Origin of the sequence: Actinoplanes sp. NPDC048967, assembly GCF_040649415.1 — a bacterium.
In the GTDB taxonomy this organism is placed as follows: Bacteria; Actinomycetota; Actinomycetes; order Mycobacteriales; family Micromonosporaceae; genus Actinoplanes.
Genome location: NZ_JBEZFL010000005.1, coordinates 718,561 through 734,935, shown reverse-complemented (window position 1 = coordinate 734,935; position 16,375 = coordinate 718,561). Strand labels below are relative to the sequence as shown.

Genomic DNA, 16,375 nt, shown 5'->3' with positions numbered 1-16,375 from the left:
CCGATGCGCGTCAGCCTGTTCACCGAGCCGCACCGCGGCGCGACCTACGACGACCAGCTGCGGCTGGCCCGGCACGCCGAGGACGGCGGCTTCGAGGGCTTCCTGCGCGCCGACCACTACCAGTCGATGGGTGCCGACCCGGGCCTGCCCGGCCCGACCGACGCCTGGCTGACCCTGGCCGGGCTGGCCCGCGAGACCTCCCGGCTGCGGCTGGGCACGCTGGTCAGCTCGGCGACGTTCCGGCTGCCCGGACCGCTGGCGATCATGGTGGCCCAGGTGGACGCGATGAGCGGCGGCCGGGTCGAGCTCGGACTGGGCGCCGGCTGGCTGGAACGCGAGCACACCTCCTACGGCATCCCGTTCCCGCCGCTGGGCGAGCGCTTCGACCGGCTGGAGGAGCAGCTCGCGATCATCACCGGCCTGTGGTCCACCCCGGACGGAGCCCGGTTCTCCTACGAGGGCAAGCACTACCAGCTGCTCGACTCGCCGGCGCTGCCCAAGCCGGTGCAACGGCCGGGCCCGCCGATCATCGTCGGCGGCCGCGGTGCGAAACGCACCCCCGAGCTGGCCGGCCGCTACGCGGACGAATTCAACATGCCGTTCAAGACGGTGGCGGAGACGGCGGCGGCCTTCGACCGGGTCCGGGCCGCGAGCGAGCGGTACGGCCGCAGCGTCAAGCTGTCAGCAGGGATCGTCGTGGCCCTCGGCCGCACCGACGAGGAAGCCCAGCGCCGGGCCGCTCCGCTGCACGTGCCCAGCGCACTACCGCCGGAGGACCCGGTGGTCGGCTCGCCGGACGCCCTGGTCCAGCGCATCGGGGAGTTCGCCGCGATCGGCGCCACCCGGGTGCACCTGCGGGTCATCGACATGTCCGACCTGGAGCACGTGGAACTGATCGCGTCCCGGGTCCTGCCTCAGGTGGGAGAGCTATGACAGAGCAGGTGCTGGGCCAGGTCGGCCAGGAGATTCTGCTGGAGAACGACCGGGTGCGCGTCTGGCACATCACGCTGGCGCCGGGCGAGACCCAGCCGCTGCACCACCACGGCCTCGCGTACGTGGTGATCGCCGTGCAGGGCGCCAAGAACGTGATCCACACGGCGGCGGGCGAGCGCATCGACGTCGAGGAGGAGACCGGCAGCGTCGTCTACCGCGAGCCCGGCCAGACGCACATGCTGACCAACGCCGGTGACACTGTGTATGTCGGTCGCATCGTTGAGTTGAAGACCGGCGCCGAGGCGGCCTGAGCGGAATTTTGGCCCGCCTTAAGAAGCAGGCTCTGGACTGGCCGCGGCACGGACCATTCCGTACCCTGCCCGGCATGGCATTTCGGACGTGGGCCAAGCTGCTGGCCGCCACCCTGGGCGTGGGCGCGCTGGCCGGCGCGAGCCAGCTGGGACTGGCGTACGGCCTCGGCATCGTACGGCTCACCCGCGTGCTGGACGTGACCACGCGTGATCAGTGGACGGCGCAGCTGGCCTGGGTCGCCTGGGTGCCGATGGTGGCCGCCGTGGTGGGCGCTCTGACCGGAGCCGTACTGCTGCGGCGCTGGTCGCCGGGCCCACCGGCCGCCGGTCCGGGCACCGAGCTGGCGCTGGCCCTCTCGGCCGCGATCGGTGCCGGCGTGGTGGTGCCGCTGACCATGCAGCCGGCCCGGACCGCGCAGGTCGCGGGCGTGAACCCGGTGGTCGTGATCGCCATCTGCGCCGGCCTGGGCACGCTGGTCGGCGTGTTCGCCGCGTGGGCCGCGCTGGCCCAGGCGGTCGCCCGGTGGAGTCTCGTGACGATGGGCGCGGCGGTGTGGACGATCGCGCTGGTCTCGGTGGCGCCGTCGCTGGCGCCGAGCGACCCGCTGCCCGCGATCCGGCTGGGTGTCTTCGACGCCGGCTTCCTGTCCCCGGCCGTGACCCAGCGGACGGCCCTGGCCACGATGCCGGCGCTGGCCCTGGTGATCGGCGCGCTGCTGGGCTGGACGGCCCGGCGGCGCGAGCTGCCGACACTGACGATCGCGCTGGCCGGGCTGCCCGGGCCGGCGCTGCTGACCATCGCCTACCTGATCGCGGGACCCGGCGGCGGCAACGACCGCTACCAGGTGGTGCCGTACTGGGCGGCGATGACCGCCACGGGTGCCGGGGTGCTCGGGTCGGTGCTGGCCGCGGTGCTGCGCCGTGGCCCCGAGCCGGACGACGACGGCGAGCCGGACGGCCAGGAGCCGGAGAAGCCGCCGCTGCCCAAACGCACCAACCAGCCGGAGTCGGCGATCGCCGCGGCGGGCGGCGGGCCGGCGGTTGATCAGCCGCTGCGCCCGGTCGACACCGGCGTCTTCGACCTGCCTCCACGCGGTCGCCCCGGCGACACGCCCACGCCCGCCTTCCCCACGGCCGATCCCACTGCCACTCCTTCTCACAGCGCCGGTCCCTCCGCGGGTACCGGTCCCTCCCTCGGGGCCCGGGCTGATCACGGTCCGGGGCCTGATGCCGATGGACCGGGGCCCGGCCACGGCCCGGGATCCGGTCGCGACTCGGGATCCGGCCACGGCCCGGGGCCCGGTCACGGTCCGGGATCTGGTCACGGTCCGGGATCCGGTCGTGACTCGGGATCCGGAGACGGGTCTGGGCCTGGCCGGGGTGCAGAGGCCGGTTACGGGTCGACCGCTGCCGGGCCGGCGGATCTCGGCGCCGGTCTCGGCGGACCGCCGCCGGTCGCGACCAAGCCCGAGAAGCCCCGCCGCCGCGGACGCCGTTCGAGCTTCGCCGATGCCTTCATCGGCCGCACCGGCGAGTTCCCGGCCGCCGCGCCGAGCGGCGCTCCCACACCCCGGCCCGCGGACACCACCGGCCGGTCCAGGCCCGACGACCACGAGCCGGCCCCGTTCGACGCCTTCAGCCGGCCCGACCCGGCGACGGCTCCCCGATCCGGCGGCGCCCCGTGGTCCCCGGCTGCCCAGGCGCCCCGCCCCGAGCCGCAGCCGTACGTCCCCGAGCCCGCCACCCGCCCACTGCCGCCCGGTGTCGGCACGTCGGTCCCGGAGCAGCCGCGCGGCGCCGGCGGCCGGCTGGGTCGTGGCCTGCGCCCGTTCGGCCGGGGCAAGTCCGCCGAGCCGCTGACGCCGGAACCGACGCCGATCAGCGCGCCGCTGCCGCAGCCCGATCCGGTCACCCCGCCGCTGTCGGTCACCCCGGCCCCGCGGGCCGAGGCGGCACCGAGCCCGGTCGACGGGACCCCGGACGGCAAGCGCCGGTCCAAGGGCGGCGGCAAGGACGAGGACTACGTGGACTGGGTCAGCGGCCTCGGCAAATAGCCGGCCAGCGGGAGCCGACGCATAGCCGAACGCCGATGGAATGATGCGTCGGGGATGTACCGCGGCGCGGCCCGGCGGCTCCAGGATGGGGGCACGGCCCGGCCTGGACGGGCCCCTGACGCTACGGAGTCCGCCATGTCCGTTGCCGCACCCCGCCCGTCCCGTCTGCGCCGCCTGCTGGCGGCGGTCGCCATCGCCTTCGCGCTCACCGGCGGCAGCCTCGTCGCCCCCGCCGTGGTCGCGCCGACGCACACCGCCGCCGCCGACGCCGCCGTCTACTCGACCTGCACGTTGTCCCGGTGCTCGGCGGCCCGGACCGCGCGCACCGGCTGGAGCTCACTCGGCTGGCCGACCGGCGCGGGCTGGTACAGCTGGCCGTACGGGCAGTACAACTACACCGGTGGCACGTTCCAGAACCGCGAGCGCCAGCTGCCGGTCAACGCCACCTACAGCGAGTACGACGTGTACCCGCGGGCGCGGGGTGCCGCGCGGGACGCGTACCGGATCGTGGTGAACCGGTCCACCCGAGAGACCTGGTTCACCCCCGACCACTACGCCAACTTCTACAAGCTCTGAACTGACCCGCGGCGGAAAACCCATGCAAATTCATTGAACGATCGGCAAGTACACCTTGCCGCCGGCGGAGACGAACTCCTCACTCTTGTCCTGCATGCCGCGGGCCGCGTACTCCTTGAGCTCCTGGGTGATCTTCATGGAGCAGAACTTGGGTCCGCACATCGAGCAGAAGTGGGCCGTCTTCGCCGGCGCCGCCGGCAGGGTCGCGTCGTGGTACGCCCGCGCGGTCTCCGGGTCGAGGGCCAGGTTGAACTGGTCCTCCCAGCGGAACTCGAACCGGGCCTTGCTCAGCGCGTCGTCCCACTCCTGCGCGCCCGGGTGCCCCTTGGCCAGGTCGGCGGCGTGCGCGGCGATCTTGTACGCGATCACCCCGGCCTTCACGTCGTCCCGGTCGGGCAGGCCGAGGTGTTCCTTGGGCGTGACGTAACAGAGCATCGCGGTGCCGAACATGCCGATCATCGCCGCGCCGATGGCCGAGGTGATGTGGTCGTACGCGGGCGCGATGTCGGTCGTCAGCGGGCCGAGCGTGTAGAACGGCGCCCCGCCGCACAGCTCCTGCTGCAGGTCGACGTTCTCCTTGATCTTGTGCATGGGCACGTGACCCGGCCCCTCGATCATCACCTGCACCCCGTGCTCCCAGGCGACGTGCGTCAGCTCCCCGAGCGTGCGCAGCTCGGCGAACTGCGCAGCATCGTTGGCGTCCGCGATGGACCCCGGCCGCAGCCCGTCCCCCAGCGAGAACGTCACGTCGTAGCGGGCCAGCAGCGAGCACAGCTCCGCGAAGTTCTCGTAGAGGAAGTTCTCCCGATGATGGGCCAGGCACCAGGCCGCCATGATCGAGCCGCCACGCGACACGATGCCGGTGACCCGGTCCACCGCCAGCGGCACGTACGGCAGCAGCACCCCGGCGTGCACGGTCATGTAGTCGACGCCCTGCTCGGCCTGCTCGATCACGGTCTCCCGGAACACCTCCCAGGAGAGCTTCACCGGATCGCCGTCCACTTTCTCCAGTGCCTGGTAGATCGGGACCGTGCCGATCGGCACCGCGGAGTTGCGCACGATCGCCTCGCGGGTCTCGTGGATGCGCTTGCCGGTGGACAGGTCCATGACGGTGTCGGCACCCCAGCGGGTGGCCCAGGTGAGCTTCTCGACCTCCTCGGCCACGGACGAGGTCACCGCGGACGTACCGATGTTGGCGTTGATCTTCACCAGAAACCGCGACCCGATGATCATCGGCTCGATCTCCGGGTGGTTGACGTTGGCCGGCAACACCGCGCGCCCGGCCGCGATCTCCGCCCGGACGACCTCGGGCTCCACGTTCTCCCGGATCGCGACGAACTCCATCTCCGGCGTGATGATCCCGGCCCGGGCGTACGCGAGCTGGGTGGGCCGGGTGCCGGCCAGCGGCGTTCCGGGACCGGCCACCGGGGCCACGTCACCGCGCTCGGCGATCCACGGCCCGCGCAGCGGCGGCAGGCCGACCTCCGGGTCACTGCCGGGGCCGGACGTGTCGTAGAGCCGGACCGGCGGATTGTCCCCGGTCAGGTCGATCTCGGCGAACGGCACCCGCAGGTCCGGACGGGAGCCCTCGACGTACACCTTGCACCTCATGGTTCCTCCTATATAGGGGCAAACAGGGCGGCACTCGGCAGCACGGAACCGCCGATCGCCGGTACAGCCGGTCAGTCGTTGCTCAGTGGGAGAAGCCGAAATGGTCCAGGGGGCCCGGTCCCGCGCCGAGCTTCCAGTCGCGGGAACCGGCCAGCGCCCGCCCCACGTAGTCCTTGGCGGCGCGCACGGCGACCGGCAGCGGGTCGCCCTGAGCCAGCCGCACCGCGATCGCCGACGAGAAAGTGCACCCCGAGCCGTGGTTGTTGCCGCTGGGCACCGGGTCACCGTCGAGCACAGTGGTCACCCCGTCCGCGTACAGCACGTCCACGGCGGATTCGCTGCCGGTGACCACGACGGCCCCCGGACCGCGGGCCGCCAGCTCGGCGGCCGCGCCGGCCGCCTCGGCCACGGTCGTGACCCGGCGACCGACCAGAGCGCCGGCTTCCTGCCGGTTCGGCGTCAGGACGCACCGGTACGGCAACAGCGGCGCAACCGCGTCCACTCCGGACAGGCGACTCCCGCTGGTGGCCACCAGCACCGGATCGACGACAAGATTGGGCAGCTGACCGGCCCGGGATGCGATGAGCTCAGCCACCGCGGGGTCCCCGATCATGCCCACCTTGACCGCATCGGGCGCCAGATCCCCGAGCACCGCGTCCAGCTGGGCCGCCACCACGTGCACCGGGACCGGGTGGATCGCCGTGACGCCGAGGGTGTTCTGCGCGGTGACGGCGGTCAGCACCGAGACGCCGTAGACGCCGAGCGCGGCGAAGGTCTTGAGGTCGGCCTGGATCCCGGCCCCACCCCCGCTGTCGGAGCCGGCAATGGTCAGCACCACCCGCGGCGTCACGCCCGTACCCCCGCCGATGCCCCCGCGAAGGCCCGGGTCAGGATCCGGGTCACCGACTCGGGATCGTCCGAGCCCATCACCGCACCCAGCACTGCGATCCCGCTGGCCCCGGCGGCCGCGCAAGCCGCAGCCCGCTGCGCCGAGTGCACCCCGCCGAGCGCCAGCCACGGCACCCCACCGGCCAGTGCCGCCGCCCGGTCCGGCCCCAGCGCGGGCCCATAGCCGGGCTTGGTGGGCGTGGGATACACCGGCGACAACGTCACATAGTCCTCACTGGACAGTCGCGGTACACCGTGGCAGGAACGCCCGACCAGGCTGACATCCGGCGGCACGGGGTCGGTGGCCGACAGGTGCACGGCGTCGCCACCGAGCGGATCAGGGCCCGCGATCACGAGTCGTCCCACCGGAACCACCGCGCGCAGAGTCTCCGCGAGGGCGTACCTCTCGCCGTACTCCAGGTCTTTGTCGCGCAGGATGACCCACTCGGCGCCGCCGCGGACCGCGGCCGCGACCACCTCGACGAGCGGCCGCGCCGCGAGCCGGCGGTCGGTGAGCACGACGACGCCGGACGGGATCACCATGCCGGCCGCCCCTCATCCGATGTGGACGCCAGCGCGTGGTAGCGCTTGGGGATCCGGCCGGCGCCGAAGGCGAGCCGCCCGGCCTCGACGGCGTGCCGCATCGCCGCGGCCATCCGCGCCGGATCGACGGCCCGGGTGACCGCACTGGCGATCAGTACGGCATCACAGCCCAGCTCCATCGCCAGCGCCGCATCCGAGGCGGTGCCGATGCCCGCGTCCAGCACCACCGGCACGTCCACGCTGTCGCGGATGAGCCGGATGTGATGGGGGTTGGAGATGCCCAGCCCCGACCCGATCGGCGCCCCGGCGGGCATCACCGCCGCACAACCGGCGTCGGCGAGCCGGCGCGCGAGGATGGGGTCGTCACTCGTGTACGGCAACACCCGGAACCCGTCCGCGACCAGCGTCTCGGCCGCCCGCAACAGCTCGACGCCGTCCGGCAGCAGGGTCCGCTCGTCCCCGATGACCTCCAGCTTCACCAGATCCGTCTCGAACGCGTCGCGGGCCAGATGGGCGGCCTTCACGGCATCGGCCGCGGTGTAGCAGCCGGCCGTGTTCGGCAGAATGCGCAGGCCCAGCCGGTCGAGCATCGGCAGCAGGCCCGGGCCCGCGGCGTCGACCCGGCGCAGCGCGACGGTGACCAGCTCGGTGCCCGAGGCGACGATCGCCGCCTCGAGCGCGGCGAGGCTCTCCGCGCCGCCGGTGCCCAGGATCAGCCGGGATTCGCCGAACATCTCAGCCTCCCTGCGCCGCGGTGAGGACCTCGACCCGGTCGCCGTCCCGCAGCCGCGCGACCGGCCACGACGACCGCGGCACGACCTCGCCGTTCACGGCGACCGCGACACCGCGACGAGCCGTGGTCAGCTGCTCGACCAGCCCTTCGACGCTGACCACATCGACGTCGCGGGCGGCGCCGTTGACGATGACCTTCATCCGAACCTCCCCGGTGCGAACGCGTCCAGCAGTGGCGCCGACTTCCCGGTCGCCACCAGCTCGGCGATCAGATCGGCGGTGACCGGGGCGAGCAGCACCCCGTTGCGGTGGTGCCCGGCGGCGACGACCACACCGGGCTGGTACGCACCGAGCAGCGGCGCGTTGTCGGGGGTGGCCGGCCGGTGCCGGACGAGCGTCTCGACCAGCTCGCACTCCCCCAGGTCGGGCACGAGATCGGTGGCGGCGCGCAGCAGGTCGAGCACCTGCCCGGCGGTCACCGTGGCATCCACCCGTTCCTCCTGGGTGGCGCCGACGACCACCTCACCGTCGGCGCGCGGGACGAGGTAGACGTGCCGCCCGTCGGCCCAGCCGCTGACCACGTGGCGCAGCAGTCCCGGCTCGCCGCGCAGCCGCAGCACCAGGCCCTTCACCGGTCGCACAGGCAGGCCGGTCAGTGCCGCCGTACCGGATCCCGCCGCGACCACCACCGGCCTCGCGGCCGGGAGATCCGCCACTCGTTCGCCCACGATCGCCGGGCCGAGGGCGGCCCGCAACGCTGCGACAACCCGCCGCGGATCGACCTGCCGGTCGTCGGGAGCGTGGGCACCGCCGCGCAGCCGTGGTGACAGCGCCGGCTCCAGCTCACGGACAGCGCTGGGCAGCAGCGGGCTCACCCCGAGGCCGTGCTCTCGGCGGTACTCCCACAGCCGGCGCGCCTCGGCGAGGTCGTCCGCGGTGAGGGCGACGCTCAGGGTGCCGACCGTGTCGTAGCCGACGTCGATGCCGGTCTCGCGCCGCAGCTCAGCGGCGAAGTCTGGCCACCGGGCGGCGGAGTCGACCATGAGCTCGGTCAGCGCTTCCTGACCGAATCCCGCCTCGCCGGCCGGCGCCAGCATGCCCGCGGCCGCGTACCAGGCGCCGTCGTCGCCGCCGCTGTCGTGGACGGTCACCGACAGCCCGCGCTGCGCGCAGCGCCATGCGATCGAAAGCCCGATGATGCCGCCGCCGATCACCACGACGTCGGTGCTGCTCATGCCAGCGCCCGCAGCAGATCCTCGGTCGCCCGGCCCGGATCCGCCGCGGCGGCAACGGCGCCGACCACCGCGACCGCGGCTGCTCCGGCGCCGACCAGCGACCGCGCATTGCCGGCGGTCACTCCCCCGATGGCGACGATCGGTGTGTCCGGTACGGCCGCGGCAACCCTGCCCACCGCGGCCGGCCCGAGCGGAGCCGGCAGTCCGGTCTTGGTGGTGGTGGCGAAGGCCGGACCGACACCGAGATACGACGCGCCGGCCCGCCGTGCTGCCCGGGCCGCGTCAACGTCCCGGCAGGTCGCGCCGAGCACGCCCACCGGCCCGAGCACCTTGCGGGCCACGGCGACCGGCAGATCGGCGGCGCCCACGTGCCCACCGTCCGCGCCGACCGCCAGGGCCACGTGCAACCGGTCATTGACCAGGCACAGCACGCCGTGCGGGCGGCACAGCTCCAGGACGGCGTCGGCCAGGTCGTAAGCGTCCCGGTCGCTGACGTCGTCCTCGACCCGGACCTGGATCGCCAGGCGCCGGCACGCGTCCAGCCGCCGGGCGGCAGCAATGGCGGCGGCCACCACAGTCAGCGGCTGCCGCCCGCGGCGGGCGTCCGTGATGATGTGCAGATGCGGAAAGGCAGGGCCCACAACACACTCCTCCCTGCGCCGGCATTACCCGGATCAGGTTCGACGGTCGGGGGCAGCGACAGCCCCCCTCTCAGCCCGGTGCACCGGGCTCCCGTGGGGTTGGTTCCGAGCAGACGGTAACCCGCGTCCCGCCGCCCGTAAACCCCCGGAGTGCTCCACTGTGGGTGGTCGCGTCCTGGCTCAGCGCCCGCACGCTGCGGGAACGGGCGCCGGAAATTCCATCCGCTAGCGGACGTCCCAGACCGGCTCCGGGGTCTCCACGACCTCGCCGTCGCCCTGGAAAAGGATGAAACGGTCGAAGCCGCGAGTGAACCAGCGGTCGTGGGTCACCGCGATCACCGTGCCCTCGAACGCCTGCAGCCCCTCCTCCAGCGCCTCGGCCGAAGCCAGGTCCAGGTTGTCCGTGGGCTCGTCGAGCAGCAGCACGGTCGCGCCGGACAGCTCCAGCAGCAGCACCAGGAACCGCGCCTGCTGCCCGCCGGAGAGCGTGCCGAAGAGCTGATCACCCTGGGCCGCCAGCTCGTAGCGGTTCAGGGCTTTCATGGCCCCCGCCCGGTCCATTCCGGAGCGGTGGTCGTCACCCCGCCAAAGGATCTCGACGAGAGTACGTTTCAGCAGCTCCGGCCGGTCATGCGTCTGCGAGAAGTGACCGGGGCGGACCCGGGCGCCGAGCCTTGCGACACCGTTGTGCGCCACGTGGGCCAGCGGCGCCCCGTCGACCGGCTTGTTGTCCACGTCGGGGGTGGTGCCGCCGGCCGCGAGCAGCCGCAGGAAGTGCGACTTGCCCGTACCGTTGGCGCCCAGCACCGCGACCCGGTCGCCGTACCAGATCTCCAGGTCGAACGGGAAGGTCAGATTCTCCAGCTCGAGTCCGGTGCACATCACCGCGCGCTTACCCGTACGCCCGCCGCGCAGGTTCATCCGCAGCGACTGCTCCTTGGGCGGCAACGGCGGCGGACCGGCCTCCTCGAATTTGCGCAACCGCGTCTGCGCCGCCTGATACCGCGACGCCAGCCCGTCGTTGTACGCCGCTTTGTTCTTCAGCGTGAAGACCAGCTCGCGCAGCTTCTCGTGCTCCTCGTCCCAGCGCCGGCGCAGTTCCAGCAACCGTTCGTGGCGGTCGGAACGGGCCTCGTGCCAGGAAGCGAAGCCACCCGGATGCGTCCACGCGCTGCCACCCTCGACGGCCACCACCCGGCTCGCCGTCTGGGCCAGCAGCTCCCGGTCGTGCGAGACGTAGAGCACCGACTTCGACGACTCCTTGAGCCGCGCCTCGAGCCAGCGCTTGCCGGGCACGTCGAGGAAGTTGTCCGGCTCGTCGAGCAGCAGCACCTCGTCGCTGCCGCGCAGCAGCAGGTCGAGCGCGAAGCGTTTCTGCTGGCCGCCGGAGAGGGTGCGCACCGGCCGGTGCCGGACCTCCTCCCACGGCTTGCCCAGGATGGCCACGGCCACGACGTCGAAGAGCACCTCGGCGTCGTAGCCACCGGCCTCGCCCCAACCGGCGATCGCGTTGGCGTAGGCCAGCTGCGCCTTCTCGGCGTCGGGGTTGGTCTCCAGCGCGGACTGGGCCGCGGCCAGGACCGCGCCGGCGGCCCGCAGCGGCGGCGCGACCAGCGACAGAGCCAGGTCGTCAAGGGTACGGTCGTCGCCGATCATCCCGATGAACTGGCGCATCACCCCGAGCCCGCCGGCCCGCGCGATGGTGCCGATCGGGGTGGACGTGTCCCCGGCGACCATCCGCAACAGCGTCGTCTTGCCGGCCCCGTTCGGCCCGACGAGCGCCACCTTCGCACCCTCGCCGACCCGGAACGACACGTCGGAGAAGAGCTCCCGGCCATCCGGCAGCACGAATCCGACCCCTGACACGTCTACGTAACCCACGTGGGCATCCTCCCCGACGACCCGCCGGTGGTCAGCCGGTTTTTCCGGTCACCCGCAGCACCCGGAAGCCGCGCTGGCTGGCCGTACGCGTCACTTCCCAGCCCAGCGACACGAGCCAGGTGTGCAGCGAATCACCACCGAGGTTGCGGTTGATCACCAGCCAGGCGACTCCGCCGGGCGTGAGCCGGGGCAGCCAGCGTTCCATCAGCGCGCGCAGCTCGGCCTTGCCGACGTGGGTGGGCGGGTTGCTCCAGATCTGCGCGAAGGTGACGTCGTCCGGCACCTCGTCGGGGGCGGCGACCCGCACCCGGCCGGCCAGCCCGAGGGCGGCGGCGTTCTCCGCGGTCAGCTCCCGGGCCCGGGCGTTGACGTCGATCGCGTAGACCGTGGTTTCCGGCGCCTCGCTGGCGAGCACACAGGCAATCGGACCGTAGCCGCAGCCGAGGTCAAGCAGGGTGCCAGTGGTCGCGGCCGTGGGCAGGTCGCCCTTGCGCAGCAGTACGGCGGTCCCCGGGTCGAGCCGCCCGGCGGAGAACACCCCGCCCGCGACAACCAGGTCGTAGGCCCGGCCGGCGGCGGTGAACTCGATGCGGCTCCGCTTGGCGGGCGCGGCGGGCTCCGCGCTGAAGTAATGGTCGGCGGTCACACCACCCATCCTCCCCCAATACCCACGACCGCAACGACGGGAGGCCACCGGAGGGTGCCGCACACGCTGTGCGTCCATCGATCAGGGTGCCCTCCTACCGTGGCCTGCATGCCTGGCGATCCGCACCCCCGCTCCGCCCACCGCGCCGGCCCGGCGGGCGGACTCGCGTCGCTGACCCCGCAGGGCCTGGTGCGCCAGGCGCAGGCGGGACACGCCCGGGCCCGGCAGGCGATCATCCGCCAGGCCATGGCCCGCCAGACCCGCGGCCGCCGAGCCGCCGACCGGCACGCCCACACCCCGGCCAGGACAGCCACCGTCACCGCCCCTGGCGAGCACGCCGACCTGCACCATCCGGACCCGCACCACCGGGACCTCCACCACCCGGACCTGCCGTCCTCAGCCCGGCATTGCCCGGACTTGCACCACCCGGACCTGCACCACCCGGACCTGCCGTCCTCAGCCCGGCATTGCCCGGACCCGCACCACCCGGACCTCCACCACCCGGACCTGCACCACCCGGGCCGGCAGCCCTCCGCCCGGCATCGCCCGGACCCGCGGCACTCGGAGCCGCGGCACTCCGGACGTGAGACCGCAGGACTTCGGACGGTCCGGTTGCGACCGGTCGGGTTGCAGACCGTTGTGCGGTTGGCCGCCGAGTTCCAGGCCGCCCAGGTCCGAGCGGCCCGGCTACCGGCAGCCCGCATCCCGGGGCCCCGGATCGCGGGACGCCAGATGCCTGGGCGCCGGACCTCAGGGCGCTGGCTTTCCGGAGGCCGATCGCTGGGCACCCGGCCCCCGGCGGACGACCTGCCACCGGCCGAGTCTCCGGCCGTGGAGTGGCTGGGATCGGACCCCGTGGTCACCGACCGGCCCGCGACAGCGCAGCACGGGCAGCATCGCAGCGGCCAGTGGCCGGCCCCCGCCGCCCATCAGCGGCACACGCCGCAGCGCCGGGCACCCCGGGAACCACAGCAGGCTCTGCAGACACTGTTGCGCGGGCTCGCCGCGCTGATCGTCCTGGCGATCGTCGGACTGAGCGCGTTCTTCATCATCGCCGAGCAGCGCCGCGGTGACGGGCGGGAATCCGCCGCCACCCCCGGCTCCGAGCCGGGCATCGCCTCCCGGGCCGTCGACGCCGAGCCGCTGACCCAGCACGAGGTGTTCCCGGAGCCCGCGGTCCGGCTCGCCACCGGTGACACGGGTTACCGGGTGGACCTCACCCACAGCGACAGCGTGTGCCGGACCGCCACCACGGGTGACCTCGGCGCGCTCCTCGACGACTACGGCTGCGAGCACGTCGTCCGGGCCCGGATGCTGGCTCCCTACGGCGGCTACCAGGTCACCGCAGGCGTCTTCAACCTCGCCGACGAGCAGGGCGCCGCGCAGGTCAGCGAGCTGACCGGGACTCTGGTCGAGAACGGCCGGGGCACCTTCGCCATGCTGGGCGGCGCGACCGGCGACCCGCTCGGCGAGCCCCTGGCCCAGGTGGGCTGGCACAGCCGCGGTCACTATCTGCTGTACTGCGTCATCGCCCGGCCCGACGGTCAGCTCGTCACCGACGACGACCCGTACGCGGCCCGGATCACCGCCGAGCTCGTCGAGCGGTACCTGGGCGAGCAGGTCATCGGGAAGCGGACGCTATCCCTCAACCCGTAGCCGGCGGGTGGCGTCGGCGCGGTCCGCGTATTCGGTCTCGTCGGGATAGCCGACCGCGATCAGAGTGAGCCCGTGGGCCGGCGCGACGGTGACCTCGCTGGACCGCTCGCGCAAGGTCAGCAGCTTGGCCGGCCAGCCCGGGTCGCGGCGGCCGTCGCCCACGCTGAGCATCGCCCCGACCAGGCTGCGCACCATCGCCTGGCAGAACGCGTCGGCCTGCACGGTGGCCACGGCGACCCCGTCGGGCTCACGGCGCCACTCCAGCCGGGTGATGGCCCGCACGGTGGTGGCGTGCTCCTTGCGCTTGCAGAACGCCGCGAAGTCGTGCAGTCCGACCAGCCCGGCCGCCGCCTCCTGCAACCGGTCCAGGTCCAGGGGCCGCAGCCACCCGATGGTGTCGTAGCGCCGCAGCGGCTCCGGCCCGAAAACGGTGTCGGCCACCCGGTATTCGTACCGCCGGAAGGTGGCGGAGAACCGGGCGTCGAAAGTCGACGGTACGGGCGTGACGGCCCGCACCCGCGCGTCCGGCGGCATCAGCCCGGCGAGCCGCCGCACCAGCGAATCCGACAACGACTCCCACGCCGCCGTCGGCAGGTCTATGTGGCACACCTGACCGGTCGCGTGCACGCCCGCGTCGGTGCGGCCCGCCACGGTCAGACCCAGGTCGTGATCAGCGCCGACCAGCCGCTCCAGCGCCTCGACGAGCACGCCGGCGACCGTACGCCGGGACGGCTGCACGGCCCAGCCCGAAAACTCGCGGCCGTCGTAGGAGACGTCCAGGCGCAGGCGGGTCGCGTCGGTCATGTGGGGGCAGTCCTCCGCTGATTCGTGGACAAGGAAGCCGTACGGGAAAAAGAAAGCCCGGCACCCACGAAGGGTGCCGGGCCTTTCCTGCCTTGCTGAAGATCAGGCCTTGGCGTCGGCGGGGTCTTCGCCCTCGGCCTGGTCGCCCGGGCCCTCGGCACCCTTGTCGCCGGAAGCGTTCACCGGCGGCTCGGAGTCCTGGTCGGCAGCGGTGTCGGTCTTGGCCGGAGCCTCGTCCTCGCGGGCGAGCGCCTCCACCTTGTCCTGCTGCGCGGCGGCCTTGCGGGCCGCCTTCTTGGCCGGCGCCGTGGTGGCCGCGACCTGCAGCTCCTCGACCAGCTCGATGACGGCCATGGGAGCGGCGTCGCCCTTGCGGATACCGACCTTGGTGATCCGGGTGTAGCCACCCGGGCGGTTGGTGTACCGGGGCGCGATCTGCTCGAACAGCGAGTAGACGACGTCCTTGTCCTTGACGACACCCAGGACCCGGCGGCGGGCGTGCAGGTCGCCGCGCTTGGCCTTGGTGATGAGCTGCTCCGCCAAGGGGCGCAGGCGCTTCGCCTTGGTCTCGGTGGTCTTGATCTTCCCGTGCCGGAAGAGCTCCGTGGCCAGGTTGGCCAGCAGCAGCTTCTCGTGCGCCGGGCTGCCGCCGAGGCGGGGACCCTTGGTGGGCGTGGGCATCTTCTTGCTCCTCGTTGAAATTCCTGCCGGGCGGCTCAGCCGCCCAGCTCACGCGGCAGCCGGGATTAGAGCTGCTCGGTCTCGCGGTAGTCGTCGGTGTCGTAGTCCACGTCGCCGAACGAGTCGACCACGTGCGCGGGGTCGAAGGACGGCGCGCTGTCCTTGAGGCCCAGGCCCATGCCGGCGAGCTTCATCTTGACCTCGTCGATCGACTTCTGACCGAAATTCCTTATATCCAGAAGGTCGGCCTCCGTCCGCCCGATGAGTTCACCGACGGTGTTGATGCCCTCGCGCTTGAGGCAGTTGTACGACCGGACGGTGAGGTCCAGCTCCTCGATCGGCAGCGCCAGATCGGCGGCCAGCTGCGCGTCCTGCGGGGACGGGCCGATGTCGATGCCCTCGGCGGTCTCGTCCAGCTCACGGCAGAGACCGAACAGCTCGACCAGGGTCGAACCGGCGGAAGCCAGCGCGGTACGGGGCGAGATCGACGCCTTCGACTCGACGTCGATGATCAGGCGGTCGAAGTCGGTACGCTGCTCGACCCGGGTCGCCTCGACGCGGTAGGTCACCTTCATGACCGGCGAGTAGATGGAGTCGACCGGGATGCGGCCGATCTCGGCGCCGGCGCTCTTGTTCTGCGCGGCCGTGACGTAGCCACGACCCCGCTCGACGGTGAGCTCCATGTCGAGCCGGCCCTTGCTGTTGAGCGTGGCCAGCTTCAGGTCGGGGTTGTGCACGGAGACGCCGGCCGGGGGCTGGATGTCGCCCGCGGTGACGTCGCCCGGGCCCTGCTTGCGCAGGTACATGCTGACGGGCTCGTCGTGCTCGGAGCTGACGGTGAGCTCCTTGACGTTCATGACGAGCTCGACCACGTCCTCCTTGACACCGGGGATCGTGGTGAACTCGTGCAGCACGCCGTCGATCTTGATGCTGGTGACCGCCGCGCCCGGGATGGACGACAGCAGGGTCCGGCGCAGCGAGTTGCCGAGGGTGTAGCCGAAGCCCGGCTCCAGGGGCTCGATGGTGAACCGGGAGCGGGTCTCGCTGAGCGACTCTTCCGAGAGGCTCGGGCGCTGGCTGATGAGCACGCGTTTCTTCTTTCGTTCGGGGCTTCCGCTATATGAAGCCCGTCCTGTGGTGGTGCAGTCCCGGCACCCTCCGCGGAGGGTGCCGGGACCAGAGC

Annotated in this window: 17 protein-coding genes and 1 riboswitch; of the genes, 5 read left to right on the top strand and 12 right to left on the bottom strand. The window is 72.7% G+C overall.

Going from position 1 to position 16,375, the window contains the following annotated elements; translation table 11 throughout:
- Positions 1-3: 3 nt before the first annotated feature.
- From AB0C12_RS25320 to AB0C12_RS25305, 4 genes are all read left to right on the top strand, one after another.
- Positions 4-933 carry an LLM class F420-dependent oxidoreductase gene (locus tag AB0C12_RS25320; RefSeq protein WP_360551865.1) on the top strand — a complete coding sequence of 310 codons (930 nt, stop codon included), beginning with the start codon at positions 4-6 and terminating at the stop codon, positions 931-933.
- Positions 930-1,244, top strand: a complete 315-nt coding sequence (locus AB0C12_RS25315; protein ID WP_360551863.1) for a cupin — start codon at positions 930-932, stop codon at positions 1,242-1,244. The genes AB0C12_RS25320 and AB0C12_RS25315 overlap by 4 nt, the downstream gene beginning before the upstream one ends.
- Positions 1,245-1,318: 74 nt before the next feature.
- Positions 1,319-3,298, top strand: a complete 1,980-nt coding sequence (locus AB0C12_RS25310) for a hypothetical protein (protein WP_360551861.1) — start codon at positions 1,319-1,321, stop codon at positions 3,296-3,298.
- 135 nt (positions 3,299-3,433) lie between these two features.
- Complete coding sequence (locus tag AB0C12_RS25305; protein WP_360551859.1) at positions 3,434-3,874, top strand: ribonuclease domain-containing protein; 441 nt, start codon at positions 3,434-3,436, stop codon at positions 3,872-3,874.
- A gap of 30 nt (positions 3,875-3,904) precedes the next feature.
- Here AB0C12_RS25305 and thiC read toward each other — a convergent pair whose 3' ends face one another.
- The 9 genes from thiC to AB0C12_RS25260 form a co-directional block, all read right to left on the bottom strand.
- Positions 3,905-5,485, bottom strand: a complete 1,581-nt coding sequence (thiC, locus tag AB0C12_RS25300; protein ID WP_360551857.1) for a phosphomethylpyrimidine synthase ThiC — start codon at positions 5,483-5,485, stop codon at positions 3,905-3,907.
- Positions 5,486-5,567: 82 nt separating this feature from the next.
- A complete protein-coding gene (gene thiD / locus AB0C12_RS25295; RefSeq protein WP_360551855.1) occupies positions 5,568-6,335 on the bottom strand; it encodes a bifunctional hydroxymethylpyrimidine kinase/phosphomethylpyrimidine kinase in 768 nt (255 codons plus the stop codon).
- Positions 6,332-6,916 carry a thiamine phosphate synthase gene (locus AB0C12_RS25290; RefSeq protein ID WP_360551853.1) on the bottom strand — a complete coding sequence of 195 codons (585 nt, stop codon included), beginning with the start codon at positions 6,914-6,916 and terminating at the stop codon, positions 6,332-6,334. The genes thiD and AB0C12_RS25290 overlap by 4 nt, the downstream gene beginning before the upstream one ends.
- Positions 6,910-7,650 carry a thiazole synthase gene (locus AB0C12_RS25285; RefSeq protein WP_360551851.1) on the bottom strand — a complete coding sequence of 247 codons (741 nt, stop codon included), beginning with the start codon at positions 7,648-7,650 and terminating at the stop codon, positions 6,910-6,912. Before AB0C12_RS25285 ends, AB0C12_RS25290 begins: the two co-directional genes overlap by 7 nt.
- 1 nt (position 7,651) lies before the next feature.
- Complete coding sequence (thiS, locus tag AB0C12_RS25280) at positions 7,652-7,849, bottom strand: sulfur carrier protein ThiS (RefSeq protein WP_360551849.1); 198 nt, start codon at positions 7,847-7,849, stop codon at positions 7,652-7,654.
- Complete coding sequence (gene thiO, locus AB0C12_RS25275; protein WP_360551847.1) at positions 7,846-8,883, bottom strand: glycine oxidase ThiO; 1,038 nt, start codon at positions 8,881-8,883, stop codon at positions 7,846-7,848. Before thiO ends, thiS begins: the two co-directional genes overlap by 4 nt.
- Entirely contained in the window at positions 8,880-9,524 is a 645-nt protein-coding gene (thiE, locus tag AB0C12_RS25270) for a thiamine phosphate synthase (RefSeq protein ID WP_360551845.1), read from the bottom strand. Before thiE ends, thiO begins: the two co-directional genes overlap by 4 nt.
- Positions 9,518-9,629, bottom strand: a riboswitch (TPP riboswitch). Its footprint overlaps the gene before it by 7 nt.
- A 120-nt stretch (positions 9,630-9,749) precedes the next feature.
- Complete coding sequence (locus AB0C12_RS25265; protein WP_360551843.1) at positions 9,750-11,405, bottom strand: ATP-binding cassette domain-containing protein; 1,656 nt, start codon at positions 11,403-11,405, stop codon at positions 9,750-9,752.
- A gap of 31 nt (positions 11,406-11,436) precedes the next feature.
- Positions 11,437-12,051 (bottom strand): methyltransferase, encoded by a 615-nt coding sequence (locus AB0C12_RS25260; protein ID WP_360551841.1) that lies wholly within the window; start codon positions 12,049-12,051, stop codon positions 11,437-11,439.
- Between the two features lie 108 nt (positions 12,052-12,159).
- Here AB0C12_RS25260 and AB0C12_RS25255 point away from each other — a divergent pair, with 108 nt between their 5' ends.
- The gene (locus AB0C12_RS25255; protein WP_360551839.1) at positions 12,160-13,707 is read left to right on the top strand and encodes a hypothetical protein; all 1,548 of its coding nucleotides are present in this window, start codon (positions 12,160-12,162) and stop codon (positions 13,705-13,707) included.
- Here AB0C12_RS25255 and truA read toward each other — a convergent pair.
- The 3 genes from truA to AB0C12_RS25240 form a co-directional block, all read right to left on the bottom strand.
- A complete protein-coding gene (truA, locus tag AB0C12_RS25250; protein ID WP_360551837.1) occupies positions 13,690-14,511 on the bottom strand; it encodes a tRNA pseudouridine(38-40) synthase TruA in 822 nt (273 codons plus the stop codon). The genes AB0C12_RS25255 and truA overlap by 18 nt on opposite strands.
- Positions 14,512-14,613: 102 nt before the next feature.
- Entirely contained in the window at positions 14,614-15,192 is a 579-nt protein-coding gene (gene rplQ / locus AB0C12_RS25245; RefSeq protein WP_360551835.1) for a 50S ribosomal protein L17, read from the bottom strand.
- Positions 15,193-15,257: 65 nt separating this feature from the next.
- Positions 15,258-16,280 carry a DNA-directed RNA polymerase subunit alpha gene (locus AB0C12_RS25240; RefSeq protein ID WP_023358222.1) on the bottom strand — a complete coding sequence of 341 codons (1,023 nt, stop codon included), beginning with the start codon at positions 16,278-16,280 and terminating at the stop codon, positions 15,258-15,260.
- Positions 16,281-16,375: the final 95 nt, after the last annotated feature.

Coding starts and splice junctions, on each gene's coding strand:
- thiC (WP_360551857.1), bottom strand. CDS start 5,485: ATGAGGTGCAAGGTGTACGTCGAGGGCTCCCGTCCGGACCTGCGGGTG.
- thiS (WP_360551849.1), bottom strand. CDS start 7,849: ATGAAGGTCATCGTCAACGGCGCCGCCCGCGACGTCGATGTGGTCAGC.
- AB0C12_RS25285 (WP_360551851.1), bottom strand. CDS start 7,650: ATGTTCGGCGAATCCCGGCTGATCCTGGGCACCGGCGGCGCGGAGAGC.
- AB0C12_RS25310 (WP_360551861.1), top strand. CDS start 1,319: ATGGCATTTCGGACGTGGGCCAAGCTGCTGGCCGCCACCCTGGGCGTG.
- thiO (WP_360551847.1), bottom strand. CDS start 8,883: ATGAGCAGCACCGACGTCGTGGTGATCGGCGGCGGCATCATCGGGCTT.
- AB0C12_RS25320 (WP_360551865.1), top strand. CDS start 4: ATGCGCGTCAGCCTGTTCACCGAGCCGCACCGCGGCGCGACCTACGAC.
- rplQ (WP_360551835.1), bottom strand. CDS start 15,192: ATGCCCACGCCCACCAAGGGTCCCCGCCTCGGCGGCAGCCCGGCGCAC.
- AB0C12_RS25290 (WP_360551853.1), bottom strand. CDS start 6,916: ATGGTGATCCCGTCCGGCGTCGTCGTGCTCACCGACCGCCGGCTCGCG.
- AB0C12_RS25305 (WP_360551859.1), top strand. CDS start 3,434: ATGTCCGTTGCCGCACCCCGCCCGTCCCGTCTGCGCCGCCTGCTGGCG.
- AB0C12_RS25315 (WP_360551863.1), top strand. CDS start 930: ATGACAGAGCAGGTGCTGGGCCAGGTCGGCCAGGAGATTCTGCTGGAG.
- truA (WP_360551837.1), bottom strand. CDS start 14,511: ATGACCGACGCGACCCGCCTGCGCCTGGACGTCTCCTACGACGGCCGC.
- AB0C12_RS25255 (WP_360551839.1), top strand. CDS start 12,160: ATGCCTGGCGATCCGCACCCCCGCTCCGCCCACCGCGCCGGCCCGGCG.